Source organism: Microcoleus sp. Pol7_B2 (assembly GCF_036701035.1).
Taxonomy (GTDB): Bacteria; Cyanobacteriota; Cyanobacteriia; order Cyanobacteriales; family Microcoleaceae; genus Microcoleus.
This window is the reverse complement of record NZ_JAUBQB010000015.1, coordinates 42,862-62,468: the sequence shown is the minus strand read 5'-3', so window position 1 is coordinate 62,468 and position 19,607 is coordinate 42,862. Positions and strand designations below refer to the sequence as shown.

General features: G+C 45.6%; 13 protein-coding genes and 1 pseudogene. 9 read left to right on the top strand and 5 right to left on the bottom strand.

The window, feature by feature from the left end; translation table 11 throughout:
* Window positions 1-13 precede the first annotated feature (13 nt).
* The 4 genes from QUA57_RS08705 to QUA57_RS08690 all read left to right on the top strand — a co-directional run bounded on the left by QUA57_RS08705 (window position 14) and on the right by QUA57_RS08690 (window position 9,576).
* On the top strand, window positions 14-3,133 hold the full coding sequence (locus QUA57_RS08705) for an AAA family ATPase (RefSeq protein WP_333060326.1): 3,120 nt from the start codon (window positions 14-16) through the stop codon (window positions 3,131-3,133).
* 377 nt (window positions 3,134-3,510) lie between these two features.
* A complete protein-coding gene (locus QUA57_RS08700; protein ID WP_333060325.1) occupies window positions 3,511-6,819 on the top strand; it encodes a PAS domain S-box protein in 3,309 nt (1,102 codons plus the stop codon).
* 159 nt (window positions 6,820-6,978) lie between these two features.
* Window positions 6,979-8,853: an adenylate/guanylate cyclase domain-containing protein gene (locus tag QUA57_RS08695; protein ID WP_333060324.1), complete on the top strand. Its 1,875-nt coding sequence runs from the start codon at window positions 6,979-6,981 to the stop codon at window positions 8,851-8,853.
* 120 nt (window positions 8,854-8,973) lie between these two features.
* Window positions 8,974-9,576, top strand: coding sequence for a Uma2 family endonuclease (locus tag QUA57_RS08690; RefSeq protein ID WP_333060323.1), 603 nt, complete (start codon window positions 8,974-8,976; stop codon window positions 9,574-9,576).
* A gap of 9 nt (window positions 9,577-9,585) precedes the next feature.
* Here QUA57_RS08690 and QUA57_RS08685 read toward each other — a convergent pair whose 3' ends face one another.
* Both QUA57_RS08685 and QUA57_RS08680 read right to left on the bottom strand, forming a co-directional pair.
* Window positions 9,586-10,353: a YebC/PmpR family DNA-binding transcriptional regulator gene (locus QUA57_RS08685; protein WP_333060322.1), complete on the bottom strand. Its 768-nt coding sequence runs from the start codon at window positions 10,351-10,353 to the stop codon at window positions 9,586-9,588.
* Between the two features lie 145 nt (window positions 10,354-10,498).
* Window positions 10,499-11,137 carry a histidine phosphatase family protein gene (locus QUA57_RS08680; protein WP_333060321.1) on the bottom strand — a complete coding sequence of 213 codons (639 nt, stop codon included), beginning with the start codon at window positions 11,135-11,137 and terminating at the stop codon, window positions 10,499-10,501.
* 63 nt (window positions 11,138-11,200) lie between these two features.
* Here QUA57_RS08680 and QUA57_RS08675 point away from each other — a divergent pair.
* From QUA57_RS08675 to QUA57_RS08665, 3 genes and pseudogenes are all read left to right on the top strand, one after another.
* Window positions 11,201-11,473, top strand: a pseudogene (locus QUA57_RS08675) (BrnT family toxin).
* A complete protein-coding gene (locus QUA57_RS08670) occupies window positions 11,460-11,828 on the top strand; it encodes a hypothetical protein (RefSeq protein ID WP_333060320.1) in 369 nt (122 codons plus the stop codon). The pseudogene QUA57_RS08675 and the gene QUA57_RS08670 overlap by 14 nt, the downstream one beginning before the upstream one ends.
* 46 nt (window positions 11,829-11,874) lie before the next feature.
* Entirely contained in the window at window positions 11,875-12,231 is a 357-nt protein-coding gene (locus tag QUA57_RS08665) for a DUF4864 domain-containing protein (protein WP_333060319.1), read from the top strand.
* A gap of 13 nt (window positions 12,232-12,244) precedes the next feature.
* Here the strand turns inward: QUA57_RS08665 and QUA57_RS08660 are convergent, their stop codons facing one another.
* Window positions 12,245-12,940 carry a class I SAM-dependent methyltransferase gene (locus QUA57_RS08660; RefSeq protein ID WP_333060318.1) on the bottom strand — a complete coding sequence of 232 codons (696 nt, stop codon included), beginning with the start codon at window positions 12,938-12,940 and terminating at the stop codon, window positions 12,245-12,247.
* 333 nt (window positions 12,941-13,273) lie between these two features.
* Between QUA57_RS08660 and QUA57_RS08655 the strand changes: the two genes are divergently transcribed.
* A complete protein-coding gene (locus QUA57_RS08655) occupies window positions 13,274-15,145 on the top strand; it encodes a polysaccharide biosynthesis/export family protein (protein ID WP_333060317.1) in 1,872 nt (623 codons plus the stop codon).
* Between the two features lie 191 nt (window positions 15,146-15,336).
* Window positions 15,337-16,974 carry an ATP-binding protein gene (locus QUA57_RS08650; protein WP_333060316.1) on the top strand — a complete coding sequence of 546 codons (1,638 nt, stop codon included), beginning with the start codon at window positions 15,337-15,339 and terminating at the stop codon, window positions 16,972-16,974.
* Window positions 16,975-17,435: 461 nt separating this feature from the next.
* Here the strand turns inward: QUA57_RS08650 and larE are convergent, their stop codons facing one another.
* Together larE and QUA57_RS08640 are read right to left on the bottom strand one after the other, a co-directional pair.
* Window positions 17,436-18,263, bottom strand: a complete 828-nt coding sequence (gene larE / locus QUA57_RS08645; protein ID WP_333060315.1) for an ATP-dependent sacrificial sulfur transferase LarE — start codon at window positions 18,261-18,263, stop codon at window positions 17,436-17,438.
* Window positions 18,264-18,621: 358 nt separating this feature from the next.
* Window positions 18,622-19,395 (bottom strand): ABC transporter permease, encoded by a 774-nt coding sequence (locus QUA57_RS08640; protein ID WP_333039375.1) that lies wholly within the window; start codon window positions 19,393-19,395, stop codon window positions 18,622-18,624.
* Between the last annotated feature and the right edge of the window lie 212 nt (window positions 19,396-19,607).

Sequence of the window (19,607 nt, the reverse complement as noted above, 5' to 3'; positions counted from 1 at the left end):
CGCGATGGCCTAAATGATTCCTATACAACTTACACTCAAAAATTTTCTCAGCTATCGCGAAGCTGCTTTAGACTTTCGCGGCCTGCACACCGCTTGCATTTGCGGGCCTAACGGTGCTGGCAAATCCTCCCTCTTAGAAGCGATCGCCTGGGCACTTTGGGGCTGTTGTCGCAGCGATACGGAAGACAATATCATCCACATCGGCGAAATTGATGTGCGCGTTGATTTCACTTTCTCCATCGGCGGCCAAATCTACCGGGTGATTCGCAACCGCCGCCGCGGACACTCGGGAAGTGTGGAGTTTCAAGTCAGCTTGAATTCGGCCGTGACTGAGGAAAAACTTAATTTTCGCACGCTCACAGACAAGGGCCTGAGAACAACTCAGCAAAAAATCCTCGAACACATCAAACTAGATTACGATACTTTCATCAACTCGGCGTATTTGCGGCAGGGGCGAGCTGATGAATTTATGCTCAAAAAGCCGATCGAACGCAAACAAGTTTTAGCCAACCTGCTCAAGCTCGACTCCTACGATACTTTATCCGAACAAGCCAAAGATACGTCCAAACAATTTAAAGCTCAAGTCGATGTACTCAAACAGAGTTTGCAAACCGTACAAGAGCAACTGCAACAAAAAGAGACGATCGCCTCCGAACAAACTCAATTGCAGCAAGCAACAGATTTGCTCCAGCAGCAGCAGCAAGCCGACACAACCGAGTTGCAGCAACTGCAACTCCAGCACCACAACCGCCAAACTTGGCAAAAACTCCTCGCAGGCCACCAGCAACAGCACTACAATATCACTCAAGAATGCCGCCGCTTGCAGCAAGAACTCAGCGCAGCCAAACAGCAGCAAAATGAGCTACAAGCCCTCCTAGGGCAAGAAAAGGAAATAACAGCAGGCATCGCCTATTTCCACAGCTTGCAAGCGACAGAAGAAACTCTGGCTGGCAAATTTAAGGCAAACCAACAAGCCCAAAATCAGCGTCAGCAATTGCAAGAACAGCAACGGCAAGAACTGAGCTTTTTGCAAAACAAAATTCAGCAGTTGCAAGCTCAATTAGAGGTTTTAGAACAAGATGAAAAAGATGTTCTGGAAATTCTCAAACAGCAGCCGGAGGTTGATAAAGGACTCGCACAGTTGCAAGCAGTTCGATCGCGCCTCAACGAACTAGAGCAACTGCAACTGCAAGTTTCGCCGCTGCTACAACAGCAGCAGCAAAAGCAACAAAAGCTCGATCGCGCCCGCGCCGGTTTAACCGCCCGCTTAGAGGAAATCAACCGACAGGTGCAAGTTCAGCAGCAGCAGCGACAGCCGCAATTACAGCAGGAAATCTCGGCCATCGCCAATCAAATTTTGCAGTTGGAAAACAAGCGAGTTTATCAGCAGCGAGTCCGCGAAAAAGGTCAAGAAAGGCACGACTTTCTAGGAAACCTGCAAGCCAAAAGCCGCGACTATCAAACCAGACTCGCCGAGATCGACCAAAAACTGCAACTGCTGCGGAAACATGAAGGAGAAAAAACCGCAGGCGAAGATAAAGCCTCGAATTTTGCGGAAAACGAGCCATCGAATTCGCCTTTAATGGTGCGGGATGCAAATTTTGGCAATTGTCCTTTGTGCGATCGACCTTTAGACGAACACTACTGGAATTTGGTAGTCGCAAAACACCACACCCAACAGCAGGAAATTTGGAACCAACTGTGGGTTGTCCGCGAACAGTTGGCCGTCTCCGAGCGCGAAATTCAAGTTCTCAGACATGAATACCGCGAACTAGAAGAGGAATTAGCGCCCTACCAAGAATTGCGGGAACGCCGCAGTCATTTACAAGCACAATTAGATAGCCTGGGCCAAGATGAAAACCGACTGCAAAGTATGCGTCAAGACGCTGCAGAAATAGAGCGGTTGCTACGCACCGGCGAGTATGCAGCCGATGATTTGGGCGAACTCCAGCAAATCGAACAGCAACTGCAACAGCTCAATTACAGCGATCGCAGCCACTCCCTCGCCCGCAGCGATGAAAAGCGCTTGCGGTGGGCGGAAATTAAGCAAGCTCAAATCAAAGACGCTCAGCAGAAACTGAATAAAATTAATGCGCGCCGCCCGGATTTGCAAACTCAATTAGCCACAGTACAGCAACAGTTAGAACAGCAAAAAAATAGCTCGGAAATACAGCAGCAAATTCTGTCTTTAGATAGATACATTGCGGAAGTTGGCTATAATTTGGAACAGCACGAACACGTGCGGAGCGAAATGCGCCGATCGCAGTTTTGGATCGCCCGCGCCGAAAAATTGCGCTCAGCAACTGTGCAGTACCCGCAAGTGCAGCAGCGGGTTAATGAAATAGCAAATTCCATCGCAGTGCGCGATCGAGATTTGCAAGCTGTCAGCGCTCAAACTGCCGCGATGAACCAGCAATTACAAGAACATCCCGATCCCACAGCCCGCATAAGTGCGATCGAACAGCAAATCAGTCGCCGCCGCCAGCAGCTAGACCAACATTTGGGAAGTCTCGGACGCCTCCAGCAGCAGCAGCAAAATTTGGAAAATCTGCAAGTTCAGTTAGTAGCTCAAAAAGAGCAAATGCAAGTTGCAAAACGCCAGCAGCGAGTTTATCAAGAGTTGGGTCAAGCCTTTGGTAAAAACGGCATTCAAGCTTTAATGATTGAAAATGTTTTGCCTCAACTCGAAGCTGAAACAAATCAGATATTGTCGAGATTGAGCGCGAATCAATTGCACGTTCAATTTATTACTCAGCGGGCTGCTGCTTCTAAAAAAGCCACTAAATTGATTGACACCTTAGACATTTTAATTGCTGATGCACGCGGTACTCGCGCCTACGAAACTTACTCTGGCGGTGAAGCTTTTCGGATTAATTTTGCGATTCGGCTGGCGCTGGCGAGACTGCTGTCTCAGCGGGCGGGTACGGCTTTGCAAATGTTGATTATTGATGAGGGATTCGGGACTCAGGATGCGGAAGGGTGCGATCGACTGATTGCTGCAATTAATGCGATCGCCTCCGACTTCGCCTGCATCCTCACCGTTACCCATATGCCCCACCTGAAAGAAGCTTTTCAAGCCAGGATTGAAGTAAGCAAAACCGCTCAGGGTTCTTCCCTCAGCTTGTCAATTTAAAAGGGTTGACGGGCCGGATGGAAGGAAAAGAAGAAAAAAAGTTGAAAATATCAGTATTTTCACCTTCTGTTTTCTTGCCGCATTCGGTATTTTCACCTTCTGTTTTCTGGATAATTACCAAATTCCTTCGGTGGTACTACTTTTAAACCAGGAGGCAACTGTATGCCCGTGCCCCAAACCATAATGGAATCAGTCATTGCCAATCTAAAATCTAAAATCTAAAATGGTATTAGTCGTCTCCCACGTCGGCTTTTTTGGGCTGCTGACTTTGTTAAAAAAGCTAAATTGAAAATAAAATTATACAATAAGAATGGCTCAAGCTATTTATAAATTTTTATTGTTCTGTCCCCTCCCTGGGAATTTGGATATTGCCACAGATGACAACAGACTCTTTCAACCTGTCTCTCCTAGAGCGGGCGATCGCAGCGTCGAGCAACAGCATCCTCATCGCGGATGCTCGCAAGCCTGACATACCTATTATCTACTGCAATCCTGCTTTTGAGAAACTGACCGGTTACAGTGCCGAAGAAGTTATTGGACGCAACTGCCGATTTTTGCAGGGCCCCGATACCGATCAGACCCAATTAAATAAACTCCGCCGCAGCTTGGAAGCGGGAACGGAAATTCAGGTAGTTCTCAAAAATTATCGCAAAGACAAAACTCCTTTTTGGAACGAATTAATGGTTTCCCCCATCCTAGACAATGAGGGAAAATTAACTCATTTTATCGGAGTTCAGAACGATATTAGCAAAAGAGTAGCAGCCGAAACAGCCAGGGAAGAAAGCGAAGAAAGATTGCGGGCGATCGCCACTGTGACTCCCGTTCCCATGTCAATTACGCGCCTAGAAGATAGCGTAATTTTGTATGCAAATCCTGCCCTCGGAGAAACTTTAGGTTTGAGTCCCGAACAACTTATCGGACGCAAAAAAAATGAACTTTATGCCAATATCAAAGACCGCAGTCAATTGATAGAATTAGTAAAACAAAACGGCTTGGCCGACCGCGAAGAAATCTGCCTCAAGAAAGCAAATGGCAGTTTTTTTTGGGTAAAAATGTCGATGCGAGCGATTAATTTTAATGGCGAAGCCGCAATTTTATCCGCATTTTACGATATTACCGATCGCGTAGAAGCAGAAACAGCGCTACGGCAAAGCGAAGCGAGGTTTCAAAAACTCGTTGCCAACGTTCCGGGAATGATTTATCAATTTCAGTTAGCAGCAGACGGCACTATGTCATTCCCCTACGTGAGTTCCGGCTGCCGCGAACTCTGGGAATTAGAACCAGATGTACTCCAAAACTCAGCTATTCCCGCGATCGAAATGATTCATCCAGACGATGCGCCAAGCTTCCAGGAATCTGTTGCTATCTCAGCTAAAACTTTAGAGCCTTGGCGGTGGGAAGGCAAATTTGTTTTTCCGGGCGATCGGATTAAGTGGGTTAGCGGGGCTTCCCGGCCAGAACCGGGCGAAAAAGGTAACATTATTTGGGACGGGTTGTTGATTGACATTAGCGATCGCAAACTTGCAGAATCAGCACTGCAGCAAAGCGAAGCCAGATTCCAAAAAATGGCCGCCAACGTGCCGGGAATGATTTATCAATACTTGCTGCATCCCGACGGTTCCGATGAATTCATTTATGTCAGTTCATGCTGTTGGGAACTCTACGAATTAGATCCAGAAAAAGTTCAAAAAAACTCGGATTTAGTATGGTCAACGGTGCATCCAGAAGACCTAAAAGTTCTGTTAGAATCTCTCGCCATTTCCGGCCAAACTTTAAAACCGTGGATATATGAATGGCGGATCGTAACCGCATCTGGAAAACTGAAATGGATTCGCGGTATTGCCCGCCCCGAACTGCAACCGGGGGGCGATATACTGTGGGAAGGGGTGACAATCGACATCAGCCATCGCAAGCTAGCAGAAATCGCCCTCAGCGAATCAAAAATGGCCCTGCAACAAGCCAATCAAGAACTTGAAAAGCGCGTCCTAGAACGCACGGAAGCCTTGGAAACCTCCAAAAAAATGCTGTGGTCGGTAATCAATAACATCCCTCAGTTAATCGCCTGGAAAGATCGAGATTTAGTTTACTTGGGAGGCAACAAAAACTTTGCCAAAGTCGCAGGTTTCAATCACCCGAGTGAAATCGCCGGTCTCACCGACTTCGATATGCCCTGGAAGCCGGAAGAAACAGAATTTTTTCGAGCCTGCGACCGCCGCATCATGGCAACCAACACCCCAGAATATCACATCATAGAATCCAAAATGCAAGCTGACGGCACCCAATGCTGTCTGGATACAAATAAAATACCTTTACACGACAATTCCGGCAATGTTGTCGGCATTTTGTCTACCTTTGAAGACATCACCGATAGGCTTTCCCTAGCAGCTAAAGTCCGGGCCAGCGAGGAACTATTTCGCACAATTTTTGAAGATGCACCCATCGCTATCTACTTAGCTAATTTAGATGATAACAAGTTAGTGCGAGTTAATAAAACTTACTACGAAATGCTGGGATATACCGCCGAAGAATTGCTGAGCAAAACATTTATAGAACTTGGGCATCCCGACGATTATCCAAAAAATATCCAAGTTGCTGATTCTCTTGAGCGGGGAGAAATTACTCACTATCAAATCGAACTCCGCCAGATTACCGCTACAGGTAAAATTGTTTGGGTAAATGTGACAGCTACTTTGATTCGAGACGGCGAAGGAAAACCTATTTACAACTTAGGGATGATTGAAAATATAACGAACCGCAAAATTTCCGCCGCCGCACTCCAAGCTTCCGAATCTCAATTAAGAAAACAAGCCGCCCAATTGCAAGAAGCCTACGAACAACTACAAAACGCTCAAATCCAATTAGTTCAATCCGAAAAGATGTCGAGTCTCGGTCAGATGGTGGCTGGCATCGCCCACGAAATCAACAACCCCGCAACTTTTATTAACGGCAATATTTCTCATACATACAACTATTTTCATGATTTAATAGAACTCTTAAGTCTCTACCAGGAATGCTACCCGTCCCCAGTGCCTCAGATTGCTGAAAAAGTTAAGGACTTAGAGTTAGATTTTCTGAAGGAAGATTTGCCAAAAATGCTAAATTCCATGAGAGTAGGAGTAGAAAGAATCAGTAATATTGTGTTATCGCTGCGGAACTTTTCGCGACTGGATGAAGCAGAAATGAAGTTGGTAGACGTTCATGAAGGAATTGACAGTACACTGTTAATATTGCAGCACAGATTTCATCAGGCAAGTATAAAGAGCGGGATTGAAATTATTAAAGAATATGGAAAAATATCCAATATTTACTGTTGTGCGGGTCAGTTAAACCAGGTATTTCTCAATATTATCAGCAATGCGATCGACGCTCTAGAAAACCAACCGGAACCTCGGACGATCGTGATTCGCACCCTCATGAAAAAAGCTGGGTTGAAAAGCCACAGTAAAAACCAGCTCAGTGATTGCGATCGCATTGTAATTTGCATCGCCGACAGTGGCCCGGGAATGAGCGAAGAGGTTCGCAAGCGGCTATTTGACCCGTTCTTCACCACCAAGCCCGTAGGGGCTGGAACCGGCTTAGGATTATCCATCAGCCATCAGATTGTGGTAGAAAAACATAAGGGAAGCCTGCGTTGCATCTCAGCGCCCGGACAGGGAGCGGAATTTTGGATTGAAATCCCCTGCTGAGCGATCGTCCATTAATCTAAAAGTTTAAATATCTAACTTTTAATTCCCAATTGCCGTCGGTGCTTGAGTTATCAGGGTTTTGAATTAACCGCACTCAGAGGCCGGAACAAATCGCACTTAGCGGTGTGCTAATCTGCTGCCCTTATTCGCTAGGCAATTATGCTGAAAAAACTACCTTTATCCTGGTCTCGCTACATTCCAGCCGGGTTGACGCTGGCTTTGGGTGTCGGACTGTCGGTTTTGACATTCGCCTTGGTTTGGGACTGGGAAGACAAGCGCCGCGACTACGAAATGCACCGCCGCATTGACGATATTTCGATCGGCATCGAACGCCAGGTCAACTCCGACTTAGATACTGTTCTCGCCCTCAGCGACTACATGAAAGCCTTCAGCGCCGTCGAGCGTTCCTCTTTTGCTCGGTTTGTCGCCCGTCCCCTATCCGTCCACCCCAGCCTGCAACTTCTGGCTTGGGCCCCCCGCGTTCCCAATTCCGAGCGGCGCAACTACGAAACCAAAGCTAGAACCGAAACAGAGCCCAGCTTCGAGATTACAGAGCGCGGCCCGCGAGGAGAACTCCGCAAGGCTCTCCAGCGTTCAGAATACTTCCCGGCTTTCTACGTCGAACCACCAGCCGGAAACGAGACAGTATTAGGCTTTGACCTCGCCTCCCACCCAGAAATCCGCCTCGCGCTCGATCGAGGGCGCGATACAGGAGAAATGATTGTCACCAACTACATCGGCTTAACTCAGGGCAATTCCCCGGAACAGGGTCTTTTGGCTATAGTTCCGATTTACGAAAACAGCAGTAAACCGACTACCCTGGAATCCCGTCGCCAACTGCTACAAGGATTTGTTCTGGGCGTATTTCGAGGTAAAGATATTTTCCAAACCTCTTTAAAAGGACGCAATACCGACTACCTAAATATTTATCTCGTTAGCGAGGCTCCAGACAAGCAAGAAGCAGGGTCGCTGTTACCGCAAACGGGGAACCCGGTTCTCAAAAATCTCCTTGCTGAGAGGCGAATTCAGCAATTTGCGGTGCAGTTCCAATCCGCCAGCCAACAAGTGCTTCCAGCATCAGCCACTGCGAAACCCTCTCTCCTGCAAAACTGCCCGATTCTTGACAATCCAGGCCCGAACTATACAGCTTGCAGAAGGCGGCTGAAAATTAGCGGCCGCCAGTGGTCTATGTACGTGTCGGCAACGCCGGAAATTCGCAGGCTTCGCAAGCACTGGCGCTCTTGGGGAACTCTGACGATGGGGATGCTGTGGACTCTGATTCCGGTGACATATATGCTGACATCTTTGAGTCGCACCGCGCAAATCGAAAAGCTAGCCGGAGAAAGAATTCGCCAAGCTGAACAGTTGCAGGCTGCTTACCTACAGTTGGAACTCGAACAAGCTAAATCCGAGCAACTGCTGCTAAACGTTTTGCCGGCAGCGATCGCCCTGCGTTTGAAGGACAATGAACACAATATCGCCGAAAGTTTTGCGGAAGTAACTGTGATGTTTGCCGACATTGTGGGGTTTACAGAACTTTCGTCGAGAATTTCAGCGACGGCAGTGGTGGAAGTTCTCAACGATATTTTTTCGGCTTTTGACCACTTGGCCGATCGCCACGGTTTGGAGAAAATTAAGACTATTGGTGACGCTTACATGGTTGTCGGCGGTTTGCCTACGGCCAGAGAGGATCACGCCGAGGCGGTTGCGAACATGGCGATCGATATGCTGCACGAAATTAGGCTCCTGAGTTTAGAACATTCGGAACCTTTCAGCATTCGGATCGGGATTAGCAGTGGCCCTGTCGTTGCCGGCGTTATCGGCTTAAAAAAGTTTATTTACGACCTCTGGGGCGACACAGTAAATATTGCTTCGCGCATGGAATCCCACGGGATTACTGGCTGCATTCAAGTCACCGCCGAAACCTACGAGTTATTAAAAGATAAATATACTTTTCAGAAGCGTGGCGCTATTCAAGTTAAGGGCAAAGGATACATGGTTACTTATTTGCTGACTGGGAAAAAAGATTATTGACCTAACCCAAAAACGGATACAAGCCTCCGAATCCGCGATCGACTAAGACTTGCGATCGCCAAGCTAAAATAGTGTAAGCTCCAGCTATTCTATCACCCCTGCACCAACTGAGGAAAAACCATGACGACGCTGCTAATTCAAACCGAAAGCGTCCCACTGACGGTCAATTTCCCTGCGCTCCAATCGATGACTGTTGAACAGTTTTATGAATTCTGTCTAGTTAATCGCGATTTGAGAATTGAGCGTACAGCCAGTGGGGAAGTTATCATTATGTCACCCGCCTTTTCAGATACAGGGAATCGAAACGGTAAGATTGCCCTACAATTGGGGAACTGGGCAGAACAAGATGGCACAGGTGAAACGTTTGACTCCAGTGCAGGCTTTACCTTGCCGAATGGAGCAACCCGCTCCCCCGATGCCTCATGGATTAAACTAGAGCGCTGGAATGCCTTAACTGAAGAACAAAAAGCCTCATTCGCACCGATTTGTCCAGACTTTGTGATTGAATTGCGGTCTGCTAGTGACACTCTCAAGGGATTGCAAAACAAGATGCAAGAATATATTGACAATGGTGTATCGCTCGGCTTTTTGCTCGATCGCAAAAATAGAAAAGTCTACATCTACCGTCCCGCTCGCGAACCTGAAATCTTAGATAATCCTGAAACAGTCAGCGCAGATCCAGAGTTACCGGGATTTGTCTTGCGGATGGCAAAAATCTGGTGATTTAGAGCGTTACACCATACTCAAAGACATCAATTCATCTGTCATTTCAAAATTAGCCGTCACACTTTGCACGTCGTCCAAATCTTCCAGTGCATCCATTAACTTAAGGAGCGAGCGAGCTTTTTCAGGAGTATCTATTTCCACTGTATTGCTCGGAATCCAGCGATTTTCCGACTGCAAAACTGCAAAGCTTTTTTGTTTCAAAACATCAGCCAGTTGTTCCAAATTAGCCACACTTGTAAATACCTCTGCCCCTTCAGTATCCTCATCAATTAATATCAAATCATAAGATTCCGCAGCCGCCTCTAGCGACGCTTCAAACAATTGTTCCTCATCAATCGGGCCGCGTACCGTACAAACTCCTTTGTGGTCAAACATCCAGCCCACACAACCAGTTTCGCCCAGGTTGCCGCCATTTTTAGTAAAAGCTTCTCGCAAGTCAGCCGCTGTGCGGTTGCGATTGTCTGTCAGCGCTTCAATTAGAATAGCAACCCCGCCAACGCCGTAACCTTCGTAGCGAATAGCTTCTAAATCCGAACTCCCCCCCGCCAAGCCGGCACCTTTGGCGATCGCCCTTTCTATGTTTTCATTAGGAATACTCGCCGCCTTCGCTTTTTCTATAGCCGTCCGCAGTTGAAAATTCCCAGCGGGATCGGGAACTCCGCTGCGGGCCGCGACAATAATTTCGCGAGATATTCGAGCAAAAACTTTGCCTTTAACGGCATCAACTCTAGCTTTTTGGCGTTTAATATTCGCCCACTTACTGTGTCCAGCCATACCTATTTAAGATTTTCGATTTAAAATGTGCGATCGAGATCAAACAATAACACCTAGATTCCGACAAATCAGATTAACTTAGGGTACACCTCGGCGCACCTTACACACATAGCATAAAATGCGATTTTTCGCACTAATCTCAACTTTAATTAAACCGGATCACGGTTTCAGAGTCAGTCAGGTGAGAAGTATCGCCATTAAGTGCGATCGACCATTCTCCCTCACCCCGTACCACTTTTACCAAACAGCACAGAAAAGCATTAATTTCCGTTTCCGCACCGCCCGCCAGCCCGATCGCAGTTCCTAAAACCGACGCACCGTGACCTACTAATAACATATCTTCGGGAAACTCTGCCGCGAGGCGTTTAGCAGTTTCCCCCGCCCTTTTAAGACAAGCTTCCCCAGTTTCGGGATAATTAGCAATACCGCCTTTGTAAGAAGCATCAATCCTGGGAAAACGCCTGCACAAAGCTTCGACGGACTCAGTTTCCGGCATTTCTGTCATCCATTCCGGATTCAGCCATTCGCACAGTCCCCACTCTAGTTTAATTGACAAATCGAGAGCTTCGGCCGCGTGATTTGCTGTTTGGACAGTTCGCAGAAAAGGAGAAGCAAAAATATGAGAAATTCCTTCACCTTTGAGGCGATTGGCGAGTTGTTGGGCTTGAATGTGACCGTCTTCAGAAAGGTGGGGATCGTAGCGGCGTTCTGCGGTGAGAAACCAGTCGGGGTTAACGAAGTCGATGCGGTTTCCGTGTCGTGCGATCCAGACTGTTTGTGGCATGAGTTGGTTTGGGTTTTGCTTCTTGATGTTTGATTATATCAAAGATGCTGATTTGGGATCTTTATGAAATTCGAGTGGGATGAAAACAAGGCTGCGGTAAATTTGCCCAAGCATGGGTTCTCATTTGAGGAAGCCAGAACGGTTTTTGACGATCCCCTCTACATCGATTTCTAAGCTCCGGATCGGTCTGATGAAGAAGCTCGCTATATTATTGTTCGAGAGTCCTCGCAATGTAATTTATTGATAGTATCGTATACAGAAAGAGCAGATTTTATTCCTATAATTAGCGCCAGAAAAGTAACAAGAGTGGAGCGAGAAGTTTATGAAGAAGGATGAAACAGGGATGGACGATGATCTTCGGTCGGAATATAATTTGAGGAAGTTGCGTGTAAGAAGGGTAGGATCTGGAGGAAAGACCTTTGGTGGTGTAAATATTCGTTTAGAACCGGATGTTGCAGAGATGTTTCCCGATTCTGAAGCAGTAAATGAAGCTCTGCGGTTTTTGATTAGAATTACTGGAGAAATTGAAACAGCCAAGGAGTTTCAACCGCTCAGCGAAGAACAAAAGATCGCCCAAAGTCTCGCAGCCTTGCAAGATTACCAGACAAACAAGACGGGCATTGGGCACGATCGGGTTAAGCAATGGGCAAATAGTCTAGGGTTCGATCGCGAATTGCCAGGCCCTCAGTAATTTGGACGCGCCCAGCCCTAACAGCACTTTCTTATCAAAATTAATTATGCACATTACTGATAGCGATCGCGCTTCCATTCGCTCAGTCGTAGAACAGCAACTGCAAGCATTTCAAAAAGACGATGCTGCTGGGGCTTTTGCCTTCGCCAGTCCCGGAATTCAGCAGCAGTTTCGCACAGCAGAAAACTTTATGCACATGGTAAAAATTGCCTATGAAGCTGTCTACCGTCCGCGCTCGGTATTATTTGAAGACCTCGCCACTGTTGAAGGAATTCCCGCTCAGCCGGTGCTGTTGCTGGACTCGGAAGGCATTCCAATCCGAGCCATTTATCTCATGGAAAAACAGTTTGATAATAGTTGGCGAATTAACGGCTGTTATTTGGTTTCCATAACAGCACAATAAGTTATGCTAACTTTTAGGCAGAGCTTTTTTTGCTAACTCGCAGCATCTTATTCCCGCCTTTTTGAAACTCATAAGGAGCCTCTTGAATTTCTACACTAAAACTTCTCTTTTTCAATTCTGCGATCGTCGGATTTAAGTGATCGGATTCCTCCCCGCTAAAACTCTGCAATAGAGGGAATACCCGGACTTCCTTCGCAACCCGACACATTTCTGTAATAGCTTCCAGATGAAATTCTTCGGAAAGCAGGTGAGAATAAGCAAATAAGAAATGGCTGCACAAAGCTAAATCGAATTGACGGTTCTCGAAAGGCAAAACTGGCAGCTCAGCATTAATATATCGGCCTTGCTGCAAGCCTGAGGGAAAATCTTCTAAAAATTCCTGCATCGCCTTCATTCGCACTTCGCCTAGCTGGTATGGCGATTCAAAATTATTCCACAGGTAGCCGTCTAAATTGGCTTTAACACCGTCAATCACAGTTTGATATGTTTCTTGGATGCGATCGCCAATTTCTACCGCAGTAAACTGATACACTGGATCGCAAGAAATTACCTTTTTACCTTGGCGAGTCATTTCGGCATTGAAACTCGCCGGGCCGCCCGCACAATCTATAATTGCTAGTTTGAGGTCACTTGATGTCAAGCTAAACATTCCTATGTATTCATCCAAGCAGCGTCCCCAGGGAATTACTTTATCCAATTTTAGTGACACTTGTCTTTGTCCTGCAGATAGAATTATTTAACATTTTACCTCAAATCAGGGTAGTTTTTTCCTATCCCCTTTCTTTGGTGGGTTGATTTGTATCGCGAGTTATGTAGGAAAAATTTTGCTCAAACGAGAGCCTAATCCTGAGAACAGTTGGCAGGCTTTACAGTTTCTTTACAAACAAGGTGCAAAATAGTTAAGTGCGATAGCACAATTTTTATGCTTCCACCTGTGGATTTTGCAGCGAAGCGAGGCTACACTGGACAGCAGGGAAAATAAACTAAAATCAACTAGCTAAATTGCTCTCGTTCATTGGCAGGCTGCAACCAGGGAAGAAAGATGAAACATACCGTTCAAACCGCTACAAGTCTGAGTTTGTCAGCACTCCTGGTGCTATTGAGTTCGCTGCCCACTATAGCTCAGTTGCCTGCCGTCAGAAATCCTGCGCCCGCTAGGAACCCAAACCAACCGAGAGTACCGCCGCCGCCACCTCCGGGTTCGAGTTTGCCACCGAGCGGCAATCTTGGTTCGCTGACGCAAGAAGCAGCTTATACTTTAGGCCCGGGCGATCGCATTGCTTTAGAGATATTCGGCGTCCCTGAATTCAGCAGAGAATATCAAGTGTTAGTTGACGGGACGCTCAATTTGCCAATCATTCGCAGCGTCTCAATTCAAGGGTTGACCCTGCAACAAGCTGCTAACGTGATTACCCAGCGATACGAACCCTTCATCAATGTTCCCGTTGTTACCGTGACTCTGGTCGCCGCTCGCCCCCTAAATATAGGTCTTGCCGGTGAAGTTACTCGCCCGGGTTCCTACAAGATTAATCCCACTAGAGAAGGAACCGGAGGAGGAGTAAAATTCCCGACTTTGATGGAAATGCTGCAACTTGCACAAGGGGTGACATCAGCAGGAGATATGCGAAATGTCCAAATTCGCCGTCCCCGCAGAGGCGGGCCGGCTCAAGTTACTACTGTTGATTTGCAGGATTTTTTAGACACGGGAAATTTGCGTCAAGACGTTACCATTCGAGATGGAGATACAATTTTTGTACCGACAGCAAGTGCTCTCAATACTCAAGAAGTCCGTCAAAGAGCCAGTGCTAATTTTTCCGCTGATATTACTAAACCAATTGGGGTAGTAATTGTCGGGGAAGTAAACCGGCCGGGGCCTTATACTGTATTTGCTTCGGATGTGCGATCGAGCAACCAACAAACAGAGTTGAGTTTTGTATCTATCGACCAACAGCAAGGAGCAGTTGTGGGCTTACCAACAATAACTAGAGCACTGAAAATTGCTGGTGGTATCACTACAGAAGCTGACATTCGCCGCGTGCAAATCCGCCGCCGAGTCAGAGGCGGCAATGAACAAACTATCATGGTAAATCTGTGGGATTTACTGCAAAAAGGCGACGCAACTCAAGATATCTTGCTGCAAGAAGGAGATAGCGTAATTATCCCGACAGCAGCTACTGTAGACTTAGCTGAAGTTTCTCAAGTGGCAAATAGCAGTTTTTCTCCGAACGCGATTAGCATCAATATTGTAGGAGAAGTAATTAGGCCTGGGGCTTTGCAGGTGCGGCCTAGTACATCCCTGCACCAAGCTTTACTGACGGCCGGCAGTTTCAATCAATTGCGGGCCAAAAAAGACAAGGTAGAACTATTGCGATTGAACCCCAACGGTACTGTTTCTCGCCGCACGATCGAGGTGGATTTTGCTCAAGGGTTGAATCCTAATAATAACCCCACTCTCCGCAACAACGATGTGATTCTGGTAGCGCGATCGGGCTATGCTAGGGTAGCAGATAATATCAACAGTTTCTTGCAGCCAATAACAGGAGTAGCAACTGGGGTTAACACTGTTAGCAGCGTTTTTACTGGGTTTCAAGCAACTATCAACGCTTTTCAAAACTTATTTTTGGGAGGGGATTTCGATCGGCGAAATCAGCTCAGACAGCTTCGCGAACAACGTCAAGACAGACAAGAGCAACGTGAAGACCGGTTGCTAGAAAGAGAGCAACAACGTCAAGATAGATTGCAGCAAGCAGAAGACAGAAGACTGCAACTTGAAGACAGAAGACTGCAGCTTGAAGACAGACAGCGGCAAATAGATCTTGAGAATCGGCAAATTCAAATCCAGGAGCAGCAACTTCTGCTCGAGAATCAGCAGCAGCAAATGCAGCCACAGCAAATTCAGCCAACTACTCCTTGATAAGACTCGGGGGTTGAAAGTTAGCCACCCTCTTTATGAATCGGCGGTTGAAACCGCCGCATAGACTCAAACTAAGTCCACGCGGACTAAGAAATAAAGGGGGTATTAAACTCGGACTTGCTATTACATGGCACATCCAAAATATACGGCAAACATCCTAAAAGTTATTAAGCTGTAACCAACTAAACTATATGTCAATTGAAGTAGTTCCAATCACTTCAGAGCAATTAAATCAGATACTTCAAAAGGCAGAAAGTCATTTTCTCGACTTCAAGGCGATAGAGGTAAAACCAGGAAAATTATGTAAATTTATTTCTGGATTTGCTAATGCTGATGGTGGAGAGCTTTACATCGGAATTGGTGAGAAGATTTTAGGCAATACAAAAACAAGAGATTGGAGAGGTTTTGCCGATCAAGAATCCGCAAACGGGCATTTACAAATTTTTGAGCAACTTTTCCCACTTGGGGATGGTTATTCATATACATTTCTTAGCTCGGAAGGCCATCCGGGTCTAGTTTTGCAAGTGACTATTCTTAAATCACGAGGAGTAGTGGAAGCTTCGGACGGTATTCCATATTTAAGACGTTCCGCACAAACTTTGCCTATTACAACTCAAGCAGCTTTAGAAAGATTAAAACTCGATAAAGGTATAGAATCATTTGAAAGAAAAACTATTGATGTAGAGCTTGAAGTAATCAAAGATTCCGAAGTCATGAGCGAATTTATTAACGCTGTAGTTCCAACTACAGAAGCTGAGTTATGGCTGAAAAAGCAACAATTAATTCAAAAAAACAAACCAATTATTGCCGGAATTTTATTATTTGCAGATGAACCTCAAGCTGTTTTTCCCAAGCATTGTGGCGTTAAAATTTATAGATATAAAACAAAAGAGTCAGAAGGAACAAGAGACACTCTTGATTTTTCCCCAATAACCATCGAAGGTTGTTTGTATAAACAAGTTCAGAAAACTGTAACTACAACAATAGAAATTATTGAAAAAATACCTAAAATTGGAAATCAAGGATTAGAAAATATCCAATATCCCGAAGAAACTATTCATGAAATTGTCACAAATGCTTTACTGCATAGAGATTACAGTATAGCTTGTGATACTCACATCCGTATTTTCGATAATAGAATTGAGATTGAAAATCCAGGAAAATTGCCGGGTCACGTTACAGTAAAAAATATTCTGAAAGAACAATATGCAAGGAATGGAGCTATTGTTCGCATAATCAACAAATTTCCCAATCCACCTAATAAAGATGTAGGAGAAGGTCTCAATACTGCTTTTCAGGCAATGGCTAAGTTAAGACTACAACCCCCTGACATCAAAGAGACTGAGAATTCTGTAATTGTATACATTAAACACGAACCTCTGGCTTCAATAGAAGTACAAATAATGTCGTATTTAGAGAAGCACAAAGAAATAACCAATAAAATTGCTAGAAAAGAAACTGGAATTCGTTCAGAAGCAACTATCAAGCAGGCCTTTAACAAATTAAGAGATAACGGACTTATTGAAGCTGTTCCTAAAAGAGCAAAAAGAAATGCAGCTTGGCGTAGAGTTGGAACTCTTGATGAAGATTCAGAAAATACGATCTCAAGTTATGAAATGTATCCGGAGTATGAGCGATCAGTCATGGATTACCTTGAAGAACACGAAGACATTACTAATCGCATTGGTCGAGAATTAGTTGGAATTGATTCACGTGAAGTTATGAAAAATGTTTTTAAGCGACTGCGAAAAAAAAGTCTTATAGAAATTGTGCCAGGTAAATCGGGTATTAGTGCTGCATGGCGAAAAGTTAAATCTCGCCCAACTTAGGGTTTTGAGTTCAACTTGAGTGAGATTTTGACCATAGAGATAGAGAGTTGGGTTTTGGGAAGTGCGATCGCGACGGTGAGGTGAAGGGGAATGGCTAAAAGCTTAGCAAGGATGGATTTGAACCATGAAACTCTTGGAAAAATCGATCGGATGGTTTCCCTTGAAAATTCAAAACTAAACCTGCTGTGGGAGTTTCCCTCCACAGCATTCAAAATTCTAAGTTGATAATTAATCAGGACTTACGCATTATGAGGGTGTAGCAAGACTTTGAGATTGCTTCACTGAGTTCGCTGGGCGACAGAAATACGTTACTTGTGCGTAAGTCCTGTAATCCTAAAAATTCGAGCCTTGAAAGGTATAAGTTGCTAGATCAAAGGTAAAGGTTCGATTGAGATTGTTCCCCTTTGTCCATTTCCCACACTACATCAATCATGAGAAATTTTTGTATTCGGGAAAATTAATCAACCTTTTGCCTGCAACAACTGCGGCTGCAAAACCTGATTTAATTTGCCGCTGCGAAACCCCTCCAAATCCAAAGTCGCGTACACAAAACCAAACTCCTGAAATACCCCCACCAATGCAGGCAAATCCGTATTTAGCACAAACTCCTGAATCTCCTCTGCGGGTAACTCAATGCGTGCCGTATCTCCGTCCGATCGCACTCGCAAATTTTTCAGTCCCAACTGCCGCAAATACCGTTCAGCGCGCCCCACTCTTTGCAACTTTCCAACGGTGATTTCTTCGCCGTAAGGAAAGCGCGAACTCAAACAAGGTTGAGCCGGTTTGTCCCACCAAGGCAAACCCAATTCTTTTGCCAATTGCCGCACTTCAAACTTAGTAATTCCTACTTCGGCTAAAGGCGATCGGGCGCCGCGTTCCTTCGCAGCCTGAATTCCGGGACGATAATCCTTTAAATCGTCAGCATTCACCCCATCAACCACATAAGGATAACCCTTTGCTAGTGCTAGGGGTTTCAAAGTATCGTGCAGTTCGCTTTTGCAGAAATAGCAGCGGTTAACCGGGTTAGAAGTGTAATTGGGATTTGCCATTTCCTGAGTCTCTACTTCCTCGTGGGCAATGCCAATTTCTGCAGCTTGAATCCGCGCATCTTCTAAATCTTCTGGCAGTAAAGACGGCGAAACTGCCGTCACTGCCAAAGCGCGATCGCCCAACACATCAAAAGCAATTTTTGCCACCAAAGTGCTGTCAATTCCGCCGGAGTAGGCAATTAAAGCCCGTTCCATTTGTGCGAAAATATCTTTTAATTGTTCGAGTTTTTCCACTAACATAATTTCAATTTTTGTTACTGCTAAGCTATCGCAATCTAATTTACAGGGTGATTTCTCTTCAACATCTTTAGGACTTACGCACGATTGTTTAGAAACCGGGTTTTTTTTACGAAAAGACGCGTTGTAGACCGCAGATTCGTTAACAAACCCGGTTTCTGGGCCCCGAGGCCTAAGTCCCGATCTTGTGGGGAGGGCAGAAAAGCCCGCCCAAAGGTACTATTTAAATACAGAACAACTTATTCGGGATCAATTAAAAGTTTGAGTTTTAGTCGAGATTTCTGAGCGCTCGCCTCCTTGATATTTTAGCGTGATAATTTGATAGATACACTCAAACTTTTGAAAGTAGGGCAGGCGCGTTTTAAAATTCCCTACGGGAAAATATGGCGATCGCTATTGACAGCAGCAGCACTACATACAGCAAACCGTAGCCAGCATCTGTAATCAAACCTGCTAAGTAAGGAACTTGTCCGTAAACAGCATCGTTTCTCAAATTGAATCTGGCTAAATCCGGCAAAACGAGATAAAGTCCCATCATCAATTGTTCAAGGCCAGGATTTTTAGTTAACTTGCCCAAAGCCACTAAATCCCGCGTCGAATGTCCCATTAAATAAACGCCAAATGTCAGTAAAGTCGCCAGCAGGGAACTGCTAAAAACCCCAAATAAAATCCCGACACCAGCCATCAGACACAGCTCAAACCAGATAAACAGCGAAGCGATTAAAATGCTTCCCAAAGGGAAAGGAATGCGGCTCAAACTCAGAATAGCCAGATAGATAACAGTCATTGCCGCTACAAGCACCGCCAGCACCGCCGACAACCCTAAGTGCTTGCCCAGAATTAATTCAGCCCGACTTATCGGCTTAGCAACTAACAGGTAAACAGTGCGCTTTTCTATTTCTTTGTTGACCAATCCGGTAGCCACAAAAACTGTGGCAATTAGACCGAGAAGGCTCATAGCAGCCAAACCGACATCTAAGATAATTTTCTTCTCGGTTGTCGCCGCCAATTCCGGTATCAACCGTACCGAGGCGCCCATCAACAGAGCAAAAATAATAATTAAGTAAAGGATGCGATCGCGAATTACTTCCCAAAATACATTGGTCGCGACTGTCAAGATTCTTCTCAAGTTCATCTAATTATTAACCCGCTGGAAACTTTCGCAATCAATACTTTAATATAAGGAAGAAGGAAGTTCGGCAAGAAAGCAGTGTAGGGGATTTAAAGGATTTAACGGATTGGATGTTGAAGGAAGAAGTCCGAGGTTCGAGGGAAGATTCTCCGCGATCTCCTACTCTCCCCATATGCGTCTCTCAGGTTCGGATACTCTCCCCATCTCCCCGTCTT

What these genes read in the sequence shown, in the direction of transcription:
- QUA57_RS08690 (WP_333060323.1), top strand. Translation starts at nt 8,974, where the DNA reads ATGACGACGCTGCTAATTCAAACCGAAAGCGTCCCACTGACGGTCAAT.
- QUA57_RS08670 (WP_333060320.1), top strand. Translation starts at nt 11,460, where the DNA reads ATGAAGAAGGATGAAACAGGGATGGACGATGATCTTCGGTCGGAATAT.
- QUA57_RS08705 (WP_333060326.1), top strand. Translation starts at nt 14, where the DNA reads ATGATTCCTATACAACTTACACTCAAAAATTTTCTCAGCTATCGCGAA.
- larE (WP_333060315.1), bottom strand. Translation starts at nt 18,263, where the DNA reads ATGTTAGTGGAAAAACTCGAACAATTAAAAGATATTTTCGCACAAATG.
- QUA57_RS08680 (WP_333060321.1), bottom strand. Translation starts at nt 11,137, where the DNA reads ATGCCACAAACAGTCTGGATCGCACGACACGGAAACCGCATCGACTTC.
- QUA57_RS08665 (WP_333060319.1), top strand. Translation starts at nt 11,875, where the DNA reads ATGCACATTACTGATAGCGATCGCGCTTCCATTCGCTCAGTCGTAGAA.
- QUA57_RS08695 (WP_333060324.1), top strand. Translation starts at nt 6,979, where the DNA reads ATGCTGAAAAAACTACCTTTATCCTGGTCTCGCTACATTCCAGCCGGG.
- QUA57_RS08650 (WP_333060316.1), top strand. Translation starts at nt 15,337, where the DNA reads ATGTCAATTGAAGTAGTTCCAATCACTTCAGAGCAATTAAATCAGATA.
- QUA57_RS08700 (WP_333060325.1), top strand. Translation starts at nt 3,511, where the DNA reads ATGACAACAGACTCTTTCAACCTGTCTCTCCTAGAGCGGGCGATCGCA.
- QUA57_RS08685 (WP_333060322.1), bottom strand. Translation starts at nt 10,353, where the DNA reads ATGGCTGGACACAGTAAGTGGGCGAATATTAAACGCCAAAAAGCTAGA.
- QUA57_RS08640 (WP_333039375.1), bottom strand. Translation starts at nt 19,395, where the DNA reads ATGAACTTGAGAAGAATCTTGACAGTCGCGACCAATGTATTTTGGGAA.
- QUA57_RS08655 (WP_333060317.1), top strand. Translation starts at nt 13,274, where the DNA reads ATGAAACATACCGTTCAAACCGCTACAAGTCTGAGTTTGTCAGCACTC.